At 67.3% G+C, this 17584-nt stretch carries 18 protein-coding genes and 1 tRNA gene; 6 read left to right on the plus strand and 13 right to left on the minus strand.

From position 1 onward, the window contains the following. The first annotated feature begins 101 nt into the window (after window positions 1–101). Window positions 102–929, plus strand: a complete 828-nt coding sequence (locus tag KG111_RS07630) for an aminotransferase class IV (protein WP_205293029.1) — start codon at window positions 102–104, stop codon at window positions 927–929. 77 nt (window positions 930–1006) lie between these two features. On the opposite strand, the gene KG111_RS18465 is transcribed toward KG111_RS07630, so the two are convergent. Then, window positions 1007–2539, minus strand: a complete 1533-nt coding sequence (locus tag KG111_RS18465) for a M28 family metallopeptidase (RefSeq protein ID WP_283770604.1) — start codon at window positions 2537–2539, stop codon at window positions 1007–1009. Between the two features lie 243 nt (window positions 2540–2782). Between KG111_RS18465 and KG111_RS07640 the strand changes: the two genes are divergently transcribed. Further along, window positions 2783–2854 (plus strand) — tRNA-Val (locus KG111_RS07640). Window positions 2855–3148: 294 nt separating this feature from the next. On the opposite strand, the gene KG111_RS07645 is transcribed toward KG111_RS07640, so the two are convergent. Then, entirely contained in the window at window positions 3149–3685 is a 537-nt protein-coding gene (locus tag KG111_RS07645; RefSeq protein WP_205293028.1) for a putative immunity protein, read from the minus strand. Window positions 3686–3812: 127 nt separating this feature from the next. On the opposite strand from KG111_RS07645, the gene KG111_RS07650 reads away from it, so the two are divergent. Beyond that, window positions 3813–4421: a class I SAM-dependent methyltransferase gene (locus tag KG111_RS07650; protein WP_205293126.1), complete on the plus strand. Its 609-nt coding sequence runs from the start codon at window positions 3813–3815 to the stop codon at window positions 4419–4421. Window positions 4422–4751: 330 nt separating this feature from the next. On the opposite strand, the gene KG111_RS07655 is transcribed toward KG111_RS07650, so the two are convergent. The 8 genes from KG111_RS07655 to KG111_RS07690 form a co-directional block, all read right to left on the minus strand. Next, window positions 4752–4949 (minus strand): helix-turn-helix transcriptional regulator, encoded by a 198-nt coding sequence (locus KG111_RS07655; protein WP_283770605.1) that lies wholly within the window; start codon window positions 4947–4949, stop codon window positions 4752–4754. Next, window positions 4942–5346: a hypothetical protein gene (locus KG111_RS07660; protein WP_205293112.1), complete on the minus strand. Its 405-nt coding sequence runs from the start codon at window positions 5344–5346 to the stop codon at window positions 4942–4944. Before KG111_RS07660 ends, KG111_RS07655 begins: the two co-directional genes overlap by 8 nt. Window positions 5347–5414: 68 nt before the next feature. Further along, window positions 5415–6731 (minus strand): hypothetical protein, encoded by a 1317-nt coding sequence (locus tag KG111_RS07665; RefSeq protein ID WP_205293111.1) that lies wholly within the window; start codon window positions 6729–6731, stop codon window positions 5415–5417. After that, window positions 6731–7030 carry a hypothetical protein gene (locus KG111_RS07670; protein ID WP_205293110.1) on the minus strand — a complete coding sequence of 100 codons (300 nt, stop codon included), beginning with the start codon at window positions 7028–7030 and terminating at the stop codon, window positions 6731–6733. The genes KG111_RS07665 and KG111_RS07670 overlap by 1 nt, the downstream gene beginning before the upstream one ends. 117 nt (window positions 7031–7147) lie before the next feature. Further along, window positions 7148–7672, minus strand: a complete 525-nt coding sequence (locus tag KG111_RS07675) for a hypothetical protein (protein WP_205293109.1) — start codon at window positions 7670–7672, stop codon at window positions 7148–7150. Between the two features lie 13 nt (window positions 7673–7685). Next, complete coding sequence (locus tag KG111_RS07680; RefSeq protein ID WP_240196204.1) at window positions 7686–8087, minus strand: single-stranded DNA-binding protein; 402 nt, start codon at window positions 8085–8087, stop codon at window positions 7686–7688. A gap of 656 nt (window positions 8088–8743) precedes the next feature. Continuing rightward, window positions 8744–9205 (minus strand): hypothetical protein, encoded by a 462-nt coding sequence (locus tag KG111_RS07685; RefSeq protein ID WP_205293107.1) that lies wholly within the window; start codon window positions 9203–9205, stop codon window positions 8744–8746. A 799-nt stretch (window positions 9206–10004) separates the two neighbouring features. After that, on the minus strand, window positions 10005–10400 hold the full coding sequence (locus KG111_RS07690; protein WP_205293106.1) for a helix-turn-helix domain-containing protein: 396 nt from the start codon (window positions 10398–10400) through the stop codon (window positions 10005–10007). A gap of 291 nt (window positions 10401–10691) precedes the next feature. Here KG111_RS07690 and KG111_RS07695 point away from each other — a divergent pair, with 291 nt between their 5' ends. From KG111_RS07695 to KG111_RS07705, 3 genes are all read left to right on the plus strand, one after another. Next, the gene (locus tag KG111_RS07695; protein ID WP_205293124.1) at window positions 10692–11939 is read left to right on the plus strand and encodes an IS256 family transposase; all 1248 of its coding nucleotides are present in this window, start codon (window positions 10692–10694) and stop codon (window positions 11937–11939) included. A 454-nt stretch (window positions 11940–12393) separates the two neighbouring features. Then, complete coding sequence (locus KG111_RS07700) at window positions 12394–13548, plus strand: hypothetical protein (RefSeq protein WP_205290069.1); 1155 nt, start codon at window positions 12394–12396, stop codon at window positions 13546–13548. Window positions 13549–13735: 187 nt separating this feature from the next. After that, window positions 13736–13825, plus strand: coding sequence for an Lsr2 family DNA-binding protein (locus KG111_RS07705; protein ID WP_249666375.1), 90 nt, complete (start codon window positions 13736–13738; stop codon window positions 13823–13825). A 336-nt stretch (window positions 13826–14161) separates the two neighbouring features. Here KG111_RS07705 and KG111_RS07710 read toward each other — a convergent pair whose 3' ends face one another. The 3 genes from KG111_RS07710 to istA all read right to left on the minus strand — a co-directional run bounded on the left by KG111_RS07710 (window position 14162) and on the right by istA (window position 17279). Further along, on the minus strand, window positions 14162–14425 hold the full coding sequence (locus KG111_RS07710; protein ID WP_205290070.1) for a hypothetical protein: 264 nt from the start codon (window positions 14423–14425) through the stop codon (window positions 14162–14164). A gap of 782 nt (window positions 14426–15207) precedes the next feature. Then, window positions 15208–16014, minus strand: coding sequence for an IS21-like element helper ATPase IstB (istB, locus tag KG111_RS07715; protein ID WP_205290071.1), 807 nt, complete (start codon window positions 16012–16014; stop codon window positions 15208–15210). Then, window positions 16014–17279, minus strand: coding sequence for an IS21 family transposase (gene istA / locus KG111_RS07720; protein ID WP_205290072.1), 1266 nt, complete (start codon window positions 17277–17279; stop codon window positions 16014–16016). Before istA ends, istB begins: the two co-directional genes overlap by 1 nt. Window positions 17280–17584: the final 305 nt, after the last annotated feature.

The following is a 17584-nucleotide window of genomic DNA, read 5'->3' on the forward strand; positions in this document are numbered from 1 at the left end:
CGGGGGGTCCCTCGGCATGTCGGGAGGGTTGTCGGGAGTGCCCTGAGCAGGGCCGATCGCGCCTGCCGGAACGCGGTGGACAGGCCTCCTAGGCTGGGGGCATGCGCGTGTGGATCAACGGCGACGTCCTCTCCGACCCCCGGGCCCCGGCGGTGCCGGTGACCGACCACGGCCTGACCGTCGGCGACGCGGTCTTCGAGGCGGTGAAGGTGGTCGGTGGCCGGCCCTTCGCCCTGCAGCGGCACCTGGAGCGCCTGGAGCGCTCCGCGGCCGGGCTGGGCCTGGTCGGCCTCGACGTCGCCGACGTACGACGCGGCGTGGCCGCCGTCCTCGAGGGCGAGGAGCTGGCGCTGGGACGGCTGCGGATCACCGTCACCGGCGGCAACGCCCCGCTGGGCTCGGGCCGCGGCGACTCGCCACTCACCGTCATCGTGGTCGCCGCCCCGATGGAGCCGGCCCCCGAGACCACCGCCGTGGTCACCGCGCCGTGGCCGCGCAACGAGCGCGGCGCGCTGGCCGGGCTGAAGACCACCTCGTACGCCGAGAACGTGGTGGCGCTCGCTGGCGCCCGTGAGCGCGACGCCTCGGAGGCGATCTTCGCCAACCTCGCCGGCAACCTGTGCGAGGGCACCGGCACGAACGTCTTCTACGTCGTCGACGGTGAGCTGCGCACCCCGACCCTGGCCAGCGGTTGCCTGGCCGGGGTCACCCGGGCGCTGGTGCTGGACTGGTTCGGCGGCCGTGAGGTGGACGAGCCGATCGAGGTCGCCGCCGGTGCCGACGAGGTCTTCCTGGTCTCCACCACCCGCGACGTCCAGGGCGTGCGGCGCTGGGACGACCGCGAGCTCCCCGCCCCCGGGCCGGTCACCCAGGCCGCCGCCCACGCGTGGCGTGAGCGGGAGCCGGAGCTGCTCAGCCTCGACGTCTGAGCCCCCCGAACACGTGCGAAGGGCCGGCCACCCCCGCGGGGTGACCGGCCCTTCGTCGTACGGCGTGCGGTTAGCGGCTAGCGCTCCACGCCGTGGTGGCCGTGCCCGGCGTAGCCGCCCGACGTGCGGCTGCCGCTGGTGCCGATGCCCGGGGCGGGCTCCCACTCCATGCCCTTGCGGGTCGACTTGCCGTTGACCGACTTGGTGCTCAGGGCGTAGGTGAGGATGGCGTGCGCCATGGCGTCGGAGTTGAGGCCGATCGCGCGGCGGCTGACGTTGCCCAGGTTGTCGCAAGCCTGGTGGTAGCACTTGTCGTAGGCGACGCCGGCGGTGCCGCCCCACTTCTTGGCCTGGGCGGCGGTCTTGACGCCCTCGGCGCCCGTGAAGAGGCCCCCGGCGGGGATGCCCTGGTCGATGAACGGCCCGTAGTCGCTACGGCCGTCGAAGGCGGTCTCCTCGGACGCGACGCCGCGGGAGGCGAAGTAGGAGTGGAAGGTGCGCTCGATCGCGGCGGAGCCCTTCGGAGCCGTCGCGGCACCGTCGTCCTCGGTGAACCGGGAGTTGTTGCCGTCGTAGACGAACAGGCCGTAGTTCGGCGAACCGATCATGTCGAAGTTCAGGTAGAGCGCGATCTTCTTCAGGCTGGCCGGGCTCTTCTTCGCCAGGTTCGCCACGTAGTGCTCCGAGCCGAGCAGGCCGAGCTCCTCCGCGCCCCACCAGGCGAAGCGGACCTTGTTGCGCACCGGCGTCTTCGCCATCTTCACCGCGATCTCCAGCAGCGCGGCGCTGCCCGAGCCGTTGTCGTTGATCCCGGCTCCCTCCACGACGCCGTCGAGGTGGGCGCCCGCCATGACCACGTTGCTGGAGGTGCCCTTGCGGGTCATCGCCGTGACGTTCCAGGTCGTGCGGATGTCGGACTGGGTGGAGGTCTTGATCGACACCGTCGGGGTGCCGGTCGCCAGCGCCTGGCCGAGGGCGAACGTGGTGCCGATCGCCGGGACGGTGGCCAGCGGCTCCCCGAGGGTGCCCTGCAGCAGCTCGGTGTTGCCGGGGGTGCCGGTGTTCATCACGATGACGGCCTTGGCGCCGGCCTTCTGCGCGTTGGCGACCTTCTCGCCGAACGCGCAGGTGCCGCGCCGGATGAGGGCGATGTTGCCCGCGGTGAAGCCGGTGAAGTCAGCGGCCTCGCAACCGCTGGTGGAGCCCTCGAGGTCGTCGAGGGCGAGGTCGACGGCCTGGATGGTGCCGCTCACCTCGCCGCTGGCGCTGTAGGTCATCAGCGCGTAGTCGGTGTTCTCGACGTACGTCGTCGCAGTGGGGGAGACCTGGGCGAGGGTGGAGGGGGCCAGCTGGCGGTAGAACGGGAAGCTGAAGGCCTGCACCTTCGGCTTGTAGCCGGCCTTCCGCAGCGTCTTGGTGACGTAGTCCACCGACGCCTTGTAGCCCGGCGTGCCGGAGGCACGGGTGCCGCCGTTCGCCTTGGCGATGCTCTCCAGGGTGCTCAGCCGCTTCATCACCGCCTCGGTGGTGACCGCGTTGCGCAGCTTCTTCGTCTGGTCGGGGTCCGCCGCCTGGGACGAACCAGGGGCCAGGAGAGTGGAGGCGAGCACGAGGCCCGCGGTCAGCGCGACTGCCCGTCGCGCGCGAGTGTGGCGACTTCTGTTCACCGAGACTGTCCTTCCGAGAATGGCCCGCGGCACCACGCTGCGGGTGCACCGAACCTAGGTGCGCTCGGCCCCGGTGGCAATGGTGAAGGCTCAAGGACTTGGCAGGACGCGAACCGACCCCCGGAGTGGGACTCCCGGGAGGGGGTGCGCTAGAGTCTCCGACCGCGGCTCCTTGCGAACCGTAACGGGCGATTGGCGCAGTGGTAGCGCGCTTCGTTCACACCGAAGAGGTCACTGGTTCGAACCCAGTATCGCCCACCCCGTTTCCGCAGGTCAGAGGCCTGTTTTTCAGATCCGCTTCTCCGCGGGGAACAACTAGGGAACAGCGCCGATCCGTGTTCGAGCGCCACTTCGAGGGGTCGGGCTGTGCCTGCCGTATGAGCGCCTCTGACAGCGCACTGCTGGTGCGCGCACAGAAGTCGTGCGCCGCGACCGAGATCGACGAGGCGTGCGACGCCGAGGCGGCCAAAGCCTGCTCGGCCACACTCCCTCAACTGGGTGTGACCCTATTGCCGTCCAAGGCAGCGTGGCGGTTTAACGGATCTGGCGAGATCAGCGCGTTCGGAGCTCATCGTCTAGGACCTTCATCAAGATGCTGACGCGGCTGCGACCAGCGATTGCGCTTGGGTACCGGCTGAGGACCTCGACCAGGACTGGCGTCGCCCGTACGGCGGCGCGGGCAATGCACTGTGCCGCACGGGAGGAATCGCCTGTTCTCAGCTCTTCGGCATAGGCCGCGTGGGCATCGGCGCGAAGGATGTGGCCGACTTGGTCCGCTCTCGCGAAGGGATGAAGGTAGGCGGCTGCCGCGGCATCACCAGCCGCATGCGCGGCGTGCTTCGCGGCCCCGGTAGGGGCCTGCTTGGCCGCACGATGAGCGTCGAGCGCCGTGGCGCGCTGAAGGTTGGTCCTTGGAGCACCGTTCGCGAACTCCCACGCCGCCTCAAGCGCAGCCCTCGGACGCAGATCCTCGGGACGTGCGCGCTCGAAGATTCCGAGGACTTCCTGCGCGCCCTGGACCGCGAAGCGCGCAACCTCGCGCAGTTCGTCCGTGCCGAGCTGGAAGTACTCACTCGGGTCGACCGCCACGACGGCATCCTCTCAAACCCGAGCAATGGGCGAAGCGCTCGGATCTGCCGCTGGGCATGCACTCTCCTGCCGAGAGTCGGGTAACGGCATGAGGAACTTTTCGGTGGCGGGCCGTTAGCCTGCCGTCGTGGATCTCCGCTCGGTGCGCGACGCCTACTCGTCGAAATCGCAGCAGTACGTCGACCTGTTCGACGGGGACTGGGACGCGGACAAGGCCGACGCGACGTTCATCCGGCGGCACCTCGCCGGTAGCGAAGGCCCCGTGCTCGACCTCGGCTGCGGACCCGGGCACTGGACTGCCGATCTGCACCAGCGCGGCGTCCAAGTCACCGGCATTGACGTGGTGCCGGAGTTCATCAGCCATGCTCGCGCCAACCATCCCGGCCCGGAATTCCGACTGGACTCAATGACCGACCTGAACCTAGCGGCCAACTCCATAGCAGGCATCCTCAGTTGGTACTCAACGATCCACGTTCCCCCGGCAGACCTGGACGGCGTGCTCGCCGAGTTCCGCCGCCTCCTTGCCCCGTCCGGCACGCTGGTCCTCGGGTTCTTTGACAGTGACGACGAGGTCGCCTCGTTCGACCACGCTGTCCACACCGCGTACCGCTGGCCGTGTGACCTGATGGTGCGACGCGTTACCGAGGCTGGATTCGCCGAGGTGGAGCGCCTACAACGGGAGTTCGCGGAGCGCCCGGGTCGGAAGTACGCCGCCGTCGCCGCGCGGGCAGTTTGAAACCGGCCGAACGTCGCCGCGAAGTGCTACTTCGCCAACGGAGTGATGCCCATGCCACCCTGCGGGCCCGCCCGCTCATGCCGCATTCCGCGCGCTTCGAGGCCCCAAGGCCAAGCCGCTGGTACGGAGAGGCGACTCGTTGGTCGAGGTGGCGGCCGAGATCGTCCGGCTCGGCGGATCGAAGAACCACGTCATGGCAGGCTCGAGTGTCGTCGACACTCGAGGACGATGAGTTCTCCGTTCATCCGGACTCTGGACAGCAGCGCGAGTAGTTCTGGTGAGTCGGCGGGCCTACCGCGCGCAGGCGCGGATTGCCCTCGTCCATCACGGTCACTGCCGAGCTGAGGGGATTCGGCGCAGTGCGGATTCGAGTTCGTCGAGTCGTAGCCGGATGGAGCGGCGCCCGCATTGGTAGGCGGGGATAGTGCCGTCGCTGATGCGGCGGCGGATGGTCCGGGTGGACAGGGACATGATTTCGGCGGCTTCGTCGAGGCTGACGTAGACGGGGAGTTCTCGCTTCCTAGTCACGGGGCTTCTCCTGGCTGGGCATGTGGTGCGAGCGGCTGGTCGTGGTGGCGGAGCTAAGGAATCGGCGGGTTTCGGCGACGGTGATGTAGAGGCGGCCGCAGCCGTTGACGCGGGCCCAGCCGGGGGCCGACGCCGCGTCGGCGCCAGTCGCGGACGGTGCGTTGGGGGGGGTGCGGATGAGGTCGCAGAACTCTTCGACGGTGATGAGTCCTCCGTCGTCCCAGTCGTCGGGGACCTGGATGGGCACGGCGCGCGGGCCGTAACCGGGGAGGCGAACGCGCCATGTCAGCAGGGTCGCTTTCGGCACGCCGAGATAGCCGCAGGCGTCGTCAGTGCTCAGGAACGGGTCTCGGGCCATCGAGACGGCGGTGTCTGACGTGCTCATGTTGGTGGACATCTGTTCTCCTTGGCCGGCATCACTGCCTAGGTGCACGGGCCTCGCCTGCGCGAGCCGGTGGCCCGCGGTCAGATGTTCGGGACTTCGACAGCCCGTCCTTTGGTCGGTCGATGGATCAGCGCGGAGTGCAGGTCAACTCGCGTCGGTCCCGGGGTGGCCTCGGGCGGTTCGTCCTTGGGGCGCAGTCGCTCCCGCACGGTCTTCACCACTGCGAGATCGGTCGCCGACGTGATCGGGACGAAGCGCTCACGAACCGGGTGGACCAGCTGCCCGCCCCCGCCCACAATTCGCGGAAGAGTCACGCGCTTGAAGAAGGCGCCACGCTCGACTCCGTCCTCGATGACGTCGGCGATGCGGTCGTCGAGGCGGTGGAACAGCAACTGGAATCCAGAGAGGACACGTGGCTCAAGGATGGTGTCCTTGGGGAGGGCTTTCAGTCGCGTGACGGCATTCGCACCTTCGGCCACGGCCAGTCCGCCCGTTCCGAGAAGGCCCCCGACCTCGCGTAGCTGCTTCTGCATGACCGAGTAGGTCTCGGCGCGCGTGGTCCATCGCTCGGCGAGACGTTGGTCGATCCGGGCGGCGTACGGTGCGAGGTGCGCGGAGACGAGGCGTTGGGAGTCCACGACCAGGCGAAGGTTGGTCGCGTTGGGCACGGAATTCATCCGGATCACGAGGTTGTGCTGGGCCTGCAGCACGCCGAGGATCCCTGGACGCTCCGGGCCGGTGATGACCTTCGTCTTCGGTCGCCAGCCGAGGTGATCGACGGCGTAGTCCGGCTGGGCGAGGTTCACGTCGAGGGCAGCAGCCAGCGAGGCCCAGCCGAGACGAGCGATCTGGGCGAGCGGCTCCCAACCGGGTGTGTTCTTGTACCGTCGGTCGAGGACGACCAGTGCTTGGGTCAACGCGGCGACGTCGCCGACGAGCGCCTGGGCCTGGGGAGCGGTCATCTGTGCGGACACCTGCTCGCTGGTGTCGTGTTCAGCGAGGGCCGCTGCACGGGCAGCGAGACGCCATCGGTCCACCATCGGGTTGGCGTTCGGCGTGGCCAGGGCATCAGCCGACGCCGGGCTCGCGCTCGACTGGTGCTTCGCGAGGTCGATCGTCCGCGCCAGTTCGCCGGCTGCTGTTAGATGCGAACTGCTGGTGCCGACCGATCGGAACGGATTCGGCTGTGCCGGCGGCATGTTGGAGAAGGCCAGTGGGCTTGCGGCGCGCATGGCTTGGCTGAGCCAGGCGATGACACTCTGGCGGTAGGTCCGGATCAGACCACCGAGTTCCTCACGCTCCCCGGCCGTCGTCCCCACGAGCCGCTGCTGGACGCGATGTTGCCGGAGAAGTGCCGCGAACTCGGCACGCATCGCCGCGCCGGTCTCCCCGTACATCAGGTGCCGTCCAACGCGTATGCGTCATCGAGCATCGCGAGGACGAGCTCCACTGTGAGCGTGTCGACGCCGTGCTGCTCCAGCTCCTCGAGCGCTGACGTCGCGATGGCGAGCAGGATGGCTCGGTCCTCGGTCAGCCCTACGGCGTCGGCCGATGGGCACTCGTCCCCGTGGATACGATCGAGTTCGATGAGGACGAGCTCGTATGCCGATGAGGCGTCGATGGTCGATGCCTGATCGGCGAGCGCAGCGAGGTAGGAGCGCGCTTGCGCCAAGGTGAGTGCGTGGGGGAGAAGCACGATCGACTCCCTTCCTGGGTGGAGCGCCACCATTGCCCCGCTGTCGAGCCACGTCGCCGGTGATCGGAATGCCTGTGGAATCCAGGTGCGCAGCGGCGTCCATGGGACGGATCTGGTTCAGCCGAGCAGGGCTCGGTTGGCCATGGCCTCGGCGGTCTTCCGTCTGAGAACGTCGGCTCGAACGGCCTCCTCGAAGTCCTGACGCCGGTCGGCGATGGAAACCTCGCCGCCGAGCTCGACGCCCTTCTCGCCGGGCCAGACGGTCTGGCGGGTCGGGCGGTCACGATCGAGGCGGGTGCCGCAGGTCGCGACCCAGTCCCGCAGCCGATGCCGGGCGTCGGCGAAGTCCCGCATCCACGCGATCGGCGCCGAGGGGCTGGCGGATTCGTGGTAGCAGCTGAGCCAGTGAGTGTGCAGCGCCGAGAGTTCCCATACGAGCTCGTCGTGGCGATGCCAGTACGGCGGAACTATCGACGGCGGTAGCCCGTAGGTCACTTTTAGCCAGGTCACCCAGGCGTCCAGGTCATGCCACTCGCGGTCAGCGTCCTCGGAACCGAGGAGATTCCAGTTGATCGACTCCGGCGGACGCTCGAGGAGATCGGCCACTCCACGGTAGTCGTTGGGCTCCTCGTACGTGCCCATGATCGACAGCGGCTCAGATCGCGATGGGCGGCGGCTCGGGGACCGGCGAGAGCGGCCGCTCGGGCGCGGCGTGCCGGCCGCGCTGGACCACGTAGTCGGTCCTGTTCGCGTTGTGGCCGATCTTCCTTGCGACGAACTCTTCCTTGACGATGCCCACGCCGGTGCGGCTCTCGACCTCGTACTCGTGGATGTAACCGCTCGCCACGAACGAGTCGCCCTTGTGGAACCGCGCGTGGGTCTCGCGGGCCGTGCCCTCGAACGCGACCATGTCGTGGAAGGTCGGGTCGAGTTTGGTGAACTCGCCGTTGACCTCGCGGCACCACTGCTCTACGCCGACCCGTAACCGGCAGCATTCGGCGCCCTGCTTGGTGAAGTGAAGCTCCGGCGCGGACGCGACGAAGCCGACGAGGCTCATCTGGGTCGGGATAGACATTTTGACTCCTGGGTCGGGCAGCGCATCTTGCGAGCTGCGTTCAGGAGTTAGGTGCGAGCGCGAGGACAAGGCGTCGGTGTGTAGCCCCATTCGCGGGGGAAAGACGCACCCCCGGTGGCTTCGACCTGCGGTTCCGGCAACCGAAGTTGAGTGACGCTCTATGCAGTGAGCGGCGCTTTCGGGCGAGCTAGCGGTGCGCGGGCCGGCCCGTCGAATCGACTTGTCGTCTACCCGCCGCGCTGGGCCATGATGCGACGGCGCGACCGTTGTACGGTCGAGCATTCGCGAAGTTTCAGTTAGGAGGATGCAGGATGGGTTTCTTCGACAGGGCTCTGGGTGCCGTCGCCGGTATCGGTGGGGGAGAGGGCGCCGGTAGCAGGAACTCGGGCGGCGATACGGAGACGGCTACATGTCCGTTCTGTGGTTCGGAGAAGGACCCGATTGACATCTCGGCTGACTACGGGTGTGAGGACTGTGACGATCCCTACTCGGGGCCGAAGTACTGCTGTGGTGGGATCTATGAGCATGGCGAAGACACCTGCGCGAGTTGCGGGGAGCCATTGTGAGTAGACGGGCCGGGGTAGGGCTTGACTGATGACTCGCCTCCCCAGGGCCGAAGTTAAATATGGCTCCAACGGCTACAAGCACTCGCTGTCGAACCGTTCGTTCACCTTCTGCCAAGTAGGCGAGTCTCGGTCGTCGTGGTCCTGAAGCCGCTCCGCTAGGGCGGGACACGGTCCCAGCGGCACGTCAGGATTGGAGTCATCGGAGTCATCGCCCCGATGTCCGAAGTAACCCCTGCCGAGACCGAAGATTATAACGACGGCCGCCGCAACGAGGAACAGGATCACGACCAATCCGAAGCCGGCCTCGGCGCGCTCATATGCTTTGTCGCCCCCCGTGCTCTGATTGGCAATCTTGCGTAGGTGCCGCGCGTGGGCGGGCTTTATGCCGTTCTCTGTCGCACTCTCGACTGTCCACCCCGAACTTGCGTGAAACCAGCCGCCGCAGGAGCAGTGACCGTTTGCGGCACTGCTGCCAACGGCAGTCTTCTTCACGGTCACAGTCAGCATGTGACCCTCGCTGGCGTCAGTCGACATGGCCCGCAGTGTGCCAGCCCAGCGACTCCCTCGACGCGCGACGGGCTGCGAGTTCGGCCAAGGTACGGGTCCCCGGGTCCCGCTTGATGAAGGCGACATCTCTGTCGGGATCGGGTCATCGCCTGTGTCGTCGCATGCCGCACTTACACCTCGCTGTGGGCACACTGCGATCGTGGTCCGACGTTTCGTTCCTCGGCCCGGTCTATTGCAGTGAGGAGGAACCGTTTGTGCACGGCTTTGACAGTGACCATCCCCGTCGTGGACACGCAGCCGCGCTGATCGGTGCGAGTTCACGTCCTGATGGCTTGACGCATTTCGGAGTGGGCTGGTGACCATCGGCAGTTGACGAATTGCGCCCCGTGATTCTCTTGACGCAGGAGGTGTCGCTATGAAGTCGATTGCACAGGCGCGGATCAAGAGGGTGCGGGCTTTGGAGCTCGCGTCAGAAGGGTATTCGTACGACTCGATCGCAGACGCTGTTGGGTATTCGCACCGGGGGTCAGCCCACCGGGCGGTGTTCAAGGCACTGGAGGAGCGAGAGGCTGCCGGGGCTGAGGAGTTCCGAGTCCGCGAGGTCGCGCGTCTGGATCGACTGCAGTCTGCGTTGTGGAGTGATGCCCTCGACGGGGACGCGACCGCTGTGACGGCCGTCTTGCGCATCATCGAGCTGAGATCCAGGTTGCTCGGGCTGACGAAGACTGAGTCGAGCGCCCGCAGGTCAGATGCTCCGGCGTTCCTGGTGGTAGGTCCGATTGAAGGCAACCCTGAGACGGCAACATTGGATGACGTCTATCGATGGTCAGCGCGTCCACAGAAAGAACTGGCGTGACCGCGGGAGCGCCACGATCTGGGAGGTCCACGAGGTGATGGCCGTCCGTTGTTTGACACGAGGTGCTGCTGCACCCCGTGCTAGTTGTGGGGCCACCGGACTTGGTTCTCCGGGGGCGGCCTTACCGAGTGCTTGTGTCAGATCAGCGACCTCGGCCTCGAGCTGCTGCTCCCCGGTCGTCGGCGCGGACTTCCCGGCCAACAGGCCCTGCTTGCCGGCCTCGAGGAACTCCGCCTTCCACCGGCCGATCGACTGCTCGGAGATCTTCTCCCGACGCGCTGCCTCGGCGATCGTCATCTCGCCGGCCAGCACGCTCAACACGATCCGCAGCTTCTTGTCCGCCGGGATCACAGGTGGTCTACCCATCGTGCTTTTGTCTCGCTTCCATGCTCAGAGGATCAACTAACTCCTCTGCCACGAAGTCTCACGCGCGACAAGCACGAGCCCAACCCCCTGATCTTCGCGGTGTGGAGCTGCGGATTCTGGTCGGAGTGTCGCGCCGGCTGAGCGTGCCGTTCTCGGGCGTCAGTTGAGTCCCCGATAGTGGTGTAGCGCGGTCGCCGGGATCGTCATCGGCGTGTACGGAAGACGTAGATGCGGCCACCGCGTGATCCTTCGAGTGAACCTCTCACAGCACCCTCGAACGGAGTCATCACGATGACCGCACCACACATTGTCGACCCTGCTGGCCTGCTTGGTGAAGCCCTGGCTGAGGCGAGTCCGGATCTGATGCGCAGCCTGCTGCAGACGATCATCAACGCACTGTTGTCCGCCGACGCCGACGCGGTGGTCGGCGCCGAGTATGGCCGCCCGGATCCGGGTCGGGTCGCGCAGCGCAACGGCTACCGCCGCCGCCCGCTGGACACCAGGGTTGGCACCATCGACGTCGCGATCCCCAAACTCAGGAAGGGCACCTACTTCCCGGAGTGGCTCCTCGAGCGCCGCAAGCGCTCGGAGTCCGCGCTGATCACCGTGGTGGCTGACTGCTACCTCGCCGGCGTAAGCACGCGGCGGATGGACAAGCTGGTCAAGAGCCTGGGCATCGACTCGTTGAGCAAGTCCCAGGTGTCGCGGATGGCCGCCGAGCTCGACGAGCACGTCGAGGAGTTCCGCCACCGACCCCTCGACACCGCCGGCCCGTTCACCTTCGTCGCCGCCGACGCGCTGACGATGAAGGTCCGCGAGGGCGGCCGGGTCATCAACGCCGTGGTGCTGCTCGCGACCGGCGTCAATGGTGATGGGCACCGCGAGGTTCTCGGCATGCGCGTGGCTACCAGTGAGACCGGGGCGGCGTGGAACGAGTTCTTCGCCGACCTCGTCGCCCGCGGCCTGACCGGGGTCCGGCTGGTCACCTCAGACGCCCACCAAGGGCTGGTCGAGGCGGTCGCGGCCAACCTGCCCGGCGCCGCCTGGCAACGCTGCCGCACCCACTACGCCGCCAACCTCATGTCCGCCACCCCGAAAGCGATGTGGCCGGCGGTGAAGGCGATGCTGCACAGCGTCTACGACCAGCCAGATCGGCCGGCGGTACACGCCCAGTTCGACCGGCTCCTGGACTACGTCGACGACAAGCTGCCCGAAGTCCACGACCACCTCGACGTGGCGCGTGCCGACATCCTTGCGTTCACCGAGTTCCCCAAGGACGTGTGGACCCAGATCTGGTCCAACAACCCGGCCGAGCGCCTCAACCGCGAGATCCGACGCCGCACCGACGCCGTGGGGATCTTCCCCACCCGCGAGGCCATCGTGCGCCTGGTCGGTGCTGTCCTGGCCGAGCAGACCGATGAGTGGGCCGAAGGCCGCCGCTACCTCGGACTCGACCTCCTCGCCCGCTGCCGCGTCAACCTCGTTCCCACCACCGAACCCGAGATCGGAGCTGATCAACTGCCCGCCCTGACCGCCTGAACCATCAAGAAGGAGAACGCAGCGCTACACCACTACCGGGGACTTGACCCGGGCGTCACTCGTCCTGGAGATTCCAGGCACGACACTGTCCGTCAGGGCCGCTAGGACCGCTTCGCCCGGTCCGTCGCACCTGCTCCGTGTAGGTGGTCGCCCGGGCCGTGCGACGTCTCCTGCCGTCCGCGTGGCCTGCGGGAGACACCCGTGGCACCGGGAAGGTCCCGGCCTCAGTCCCGCCGTTTCCTCACGAACGGTCGGGGTGCGGTGCCAGTCTGTTCCCGGCACTTCGCCTTCAACCAGACCGGCTCACGCAAGGACTCGTCCAGTGCGAACTAGTTCCCGACCCCAAAGACTCGCGTCCATCGTCGCGCTGGCCTTGTCAGTGGTTGCCCTGGCGGCCTGCGGAGGTGAGGACTCGGACTCCCGTGAAGGCTCCTCGTCTAAGACCGAAGCGGCCGTGACGCCCGTCGTCGCCGCAGCGCTCGGCTGTCCCTCCGTCGAGGACTACGACATCGCTACTGGGGTTGGCGGCGACGAACTGTCCCACGTGTCGGTCGACGTACCGCTGCTGAGTGGGTACGTGGCTGCCGCGCTGCCGGACGGCGGGTGTGGATACGCCGAGGTTGAGGCATCCCAGTCCGACTCCTCCGAGAACATGAGCCGCAGGGTCAACGTCGCCTATTTCAACCTCGGAGAGAACGGCCAGCCGACGTTCGACGACCTGCGCGACTGGGCTGGCACTGTCGGAGCAAGCGACCTGGGCGAAGACGTGGACGCGGGCGGCCCTCTTCAGCCTGACGGTACGTTCTTCAACCTGCCCTCCGACTTCAGCGGCTGGACCCCCGGCTGGCTCGAGCAGACAGAACGTGGCGACGCGACGTACCAGCAGAGCGCCATCCCCGAGTACACCGACCGCCCTGGCGCCGTCGTCAGCTTTCTTCTGGGTGAGTCGGACGTCGACGCAGTCGAGCTCGCATCGACCGGCGATGAGGACGCTGACTACGACCCCGTCACAGCTATGGCCTCTGGCTTGGACGCAACGTTCGCCGGGTCGTTCGACGTGACGGACCTGGACGGTTACACCCTCGATATCGAGGTATCGGGGTCACTGTCACCATTCACCAGCGAGTTGGCCAACTCCAAGCCAGGTCAGTTCGAGGCCCTCGGCTACGCCTCAGCCAGCAGTTTCGCCACCAACACGACGGAAGGCCGCGACGCCCCCATCCCGGAGTTCTCACTCGTCGCGATCTACGACATCAACTCCGACTTCTGCGGAGGCGACGGCTACTTGAGCCGTGCAGGAGATAGCTGGCAGGACCCCAGCTTCTGCCAAGTCGGCATCGGCATCCACCGACCGGGCACGGTCTCGGCCGGTAGCCAAACGGACGAGGAGATCGGCGCAGGCGACCTCACCATCGGCGGCCTCGACGAGAACAGCAATGCGCTGGCCGAGATGAATGCCCCGTTGAGCATCTACGCGACCTTCGGCAGCGAAGGCGGCATCAGCACCAACACAACCCTCACCAGTTCCAGCGGCTGCCAGACAAGCGCGGGATCCGGTGCCGTGTGGTACGTCCCCATGGACGGTTGGCCGGACCCGGTTTGCAGCTGACGAGCTAGAGCTACCTGCGAGACTCAGGCTGCCGTGCAAGGACACGGCCCCCGAGGACGATGTCGCCAATCTGGCCATGCCTGCGAGGTCGGCGAATACCATTCGGGCGTGAACGTGTTCGAGTACTTGGCGGGGGAGTCGGAGAGGGCGGAGCGTCAGCGCGCACAGATGGCTGGCTCAGTCCGAAATCCGCGACTGGGCACGCTCGAACGGCTACGACGTACCGGACCGTGGTCGCATCCCGCCGGAGATCCGGGACGCGTTCGACAAGCGGTAACGCTCGCTCATGCCGTCGCTGTCGACCGCGCGAGTAGCGAAGTTTTTCATCGTGATTGAGGCGATGTCTCAGCTGGACGCGACACTACGCACTCCGGGATGTCATGGTCGGCGGCATGCCCATATACCGCTCCCTTGCGAGCTACTCGTCCCCTGACAACCAGCAACCTCATGCGCCACGAGACCGGGCGCGGGAGGCACCCCGACCGCCTGCGCTGTTCCTGTGGCTACATGACGCTGGCATCTCCCGGTGAGCTGCGTAAGGCTGCCCGCAGCCATGCCGCAGATCCGGATGGATGGAAGCGCCACCTGCGCTGAGGCCGACGGCCGGTCGGGATCAGCAGAACCCGATCTGCTCGATCAGGTTTGCTGGGATGGTGCTGGCGGGGTCGCCCTGGAGGCCCGGCTTGATCGTGATCGACCCGGTGTCGTCGATGGACGCCGCACCGCACACTGTGGTGGAACCGCCCGACTCGTCACTGACGACCAGCTCCACCTTCGTCGGCGTTGGAGCGCTGTCGCCGTACCAGAGGTACCGCACGGCGACGCCGATAGCGATGACCGAGACCAGCGCCGCAGCAAAGGCGGCGTAGAACGTCACGGTGGCCCACCAGACCCCTCGGAGTGGACGCAGATCAGCGTTCACGAGGTCCGAAGGATCGTTCAGCGGCGTACGGTCGGCGCCCCGGCGCTGGCACCTCGGCTTCGTCAGGCGCCTGTTCGCCGACGCGCCTCTCGTACGCCGGCCCATGTCGACCTGTGGGCCCCGCGGTCTGCAGCATGGCCTCAACGGTGACTTCCCCGAAGCCGTCGCGCTGCTGGTGCCCCAGGCCGAAAGCTGGTTCGGCATAGTCTCGAAGAGGGGGCGTCAATACGCTGACAACGGACCCCCTCACTGGAGTCGAGTCGGAGCGAGGTCTCGGAGCACTCTTGGCCATTGCAGAAGCCCGGGGACTTCCTCGGCGCCAATCTGCACCTTGAAATGCGGGCGTTCTTGGTAGTTCAGGAAGGCCTAAAGCTTCGCAACGAGACGGCACACGGACAACTGACCGACGGCGGCGAGTGGAGCACCCGGCTCCGTCTATGTGTGGTGGCTCCTTCTCCGAGTCGTTGTTGTCCCGCTGTGGCATGCCATGAGGGAGGGAGACGACGATGCCGAGGCGGCCCCCCCCGACGAGGTGAGCACATCGAAGAGCCGCCGATCGGGCGCGGCTCAGCACTGCGTCGATCGCTCGACCGCTAACTCGTCATAGGCCGCGTCCCGTCACGCTCATGGTGTCGGCACTCTGGCGCGTTGGCACCGGTTGCAGCGTTACGTTGCAGTGTCAACGGCGGTCGAAAACTGACCCCTTTCCGTCGGTTGAAAACTGACCCCCTCGGTCTCTAGTTCTCTTCGTTGGTGGCCGCGGGGACACGGCCGAGTTCTCGGTTCTTCAGCCGGTAGGAGTCGCCTTTCAGGGCGATGACCTCGGCGTGGTGGACGAGCCGGTCGATCATGGCTGCGGCGACGGTGTCGTCGCCGAAGACTTCGCCCCAGCGGGCGAAGTTCTTGTTGGACGTGACGATCAGGCTGGCTCGTTCGTAGCGGGACGAGACGAGCTGGAAGAACAGGTTGGCGGCCTCGGGCTCGAACGGGATGTAGCCGACCTCGTCGATCACCAGCACCGGGTAGCGCACCAGCTTGCGCAGCTCGTCTTGCAGCCGTCCGGCGTGGTGGGCCTCAGCCAGCCGGTCGACCCACTGCGACGCCGTGGCGAACAGGACCCGGTGCCCGGCCTGGCAGGCCCGGATCGCCAACCCGGTGGCCAGGTGGGTCTTACCGGTGCCGGGCGGGCCCAGCAGGACCACGTTCTCCTTGCCGGCGACGAAGTCCAGGGTGCCCAGGTGGGCGATGGTCTCTCGCTTCAGACCGCGGGCATGGTCGTAGTCGAAGTCCTCCAGGGACTTGCGGGCGGGGAACCGGGCGGCGCGGATCCGTCCCTCGCCGCCGTGGGTCTCGCGTGCAGCGACCTCGCGTTGCAGGCATGCGGCGAGGAACTCCTCATGGGTCCAGGACTCTTCCCGGGCTCGTTCAGCGAGGCGCTCGACCGCTTCGCGCAGGGTGGGTGCCTTCAACGCCCGGGTCAGGTACTCCAGTTCGCTGGTGACGTCGCGGCCGGTCTTCGGCTTCGTGGTCGACCTAGCGGCCATCAAGACACCTCCTGCTCAGCCGGCTCGTCGACCAGGCCGAGTGCTCGGTCGTAGAAGCCGAGTGAACGGATCTCGACCTCCTCACCGGTCGCGGCGTCGGCGACCGGGCGCAGCAGATCGGCACGGCCGTGGCGCAGATGCTTGGCCGCGATGGTGTGCTCGAAGTCGGTGATCGTCTGGTGCTGAGCCCACACCCGGGTGTGGTCGGCAACGATCGCGCCTTCGCAGGTCACCCACACCCGGTCCAGGTCGGCGTGGACCTCGATCCGCCGCCCGACGACCGCGGGGTGGACGGAGTAGTCGTTAGAATCCAAGCGCACGTAGTGGTCGCGTGGAAGCCGCAGCGTCTGGCGCCAACCGACCTCGGGCACCACCGGTGGAAGGGGCAGCATCGCGGCCCGGTCCGCGGCGACCCGGTCACCGGGCGTGCAGCCGAGGACCCGCATCTTCCGGGCGTTGGCCTTCACGAAGAACCCGGCGAGCTGGGTGTTGAAGTCGGCCGGGGACTCGAAGGTGCGGCCGGGCAGGAAGGACTTCTCGAGGTAGTCGTGGATCCGCTCGAGCATGCCCTTGGCTTCGGGGTCGGCGGGCTTGCAGATCACCACCTTCGCACCCAGCACCCCGCGGAACGCCTGGCAGTCGACGGTGAGCTCAGGTTGGCGGGCACGCCACCGGCCGACCGCGGCTTCGCCGTCCCAGACCAGCGTCTTGGGCACACCGAGCAGCTGCTCGGACAGCAGCCGCCACCAGCCTGCATACAGGTCCCGCGCGTCGCGTGAGGGGATCAACAGACCACCGGACCAGCGGGAGTAGCCGGTCACCGTGGTCATCACCGGCAGCCGCCTCGCGGTCCTGGTCTGGCCGTAGCCGACCGGGATCTCGATGTCGGGGAACCAGAAGTCGAACTGCGCCAGCTCCCCAGCCTCATAGGTCGTGCGCGACGCCGGGTCCGGCGGCAGGTAGGCCGGCCGCAACTCCCGGACACGTTCCTTGAAGACCGTCATCCCGCGGTCCCAGCCGACCCGCTCGGCGATCACCGTGGCCGGCATCGTCGGGAACGCCTGCAGTTGCTCCCGGATCCGGGGCTCGAACGCATCCACCGCCGACCCCGCCGGCTTCCGCACGTACCTCGGTGGCCCCTCGGACGCCAGCGCGGCACGCACCGTGTTCCGCGAGACGCCCAACGTCCTGGCGATCATCTTTATCGGCAACCCCTCGGTCTTGTGCAGCCGACGGATCTCAGCCCAATCCTCCACTGACAACACTCCTCGTCCCCCTGCCTCACGACTGGTGAGGACAGGGTCTCGGAGGGGGTCAGTTTTCGACCGTCGATAGGGGGTCAGTTTTCAGGCGCCGCCGACATGCAGACCGAGGTGCGTCTTTGTGGGCTACTAGAGACTCCCGCCAAGGCCGGTGTCTGGCCAGACTCGGCTCAGGTGCTCGGCGGGCTCGCTCTCTTTTGGGCTGCCCGCCGTCCTGCACGGTGTGGCCCTCTTCCGGTATGCGGCCCGCTGAGCACTGCTGACGAGGCGTGGCTCAAGAGGGGACTGCCCAGCTCGTAGTAGCAATG

Source organism: Nocardioides faecalis (assembly GCF_018388425.1).
GTDB classification, from domain to species: domain Bacteria; phylum Actinomycetota; class Actinomycetes; order Propionibacteriales; family Nocardioidaceae; genus Nocardioides; species Nocardioides faecalis.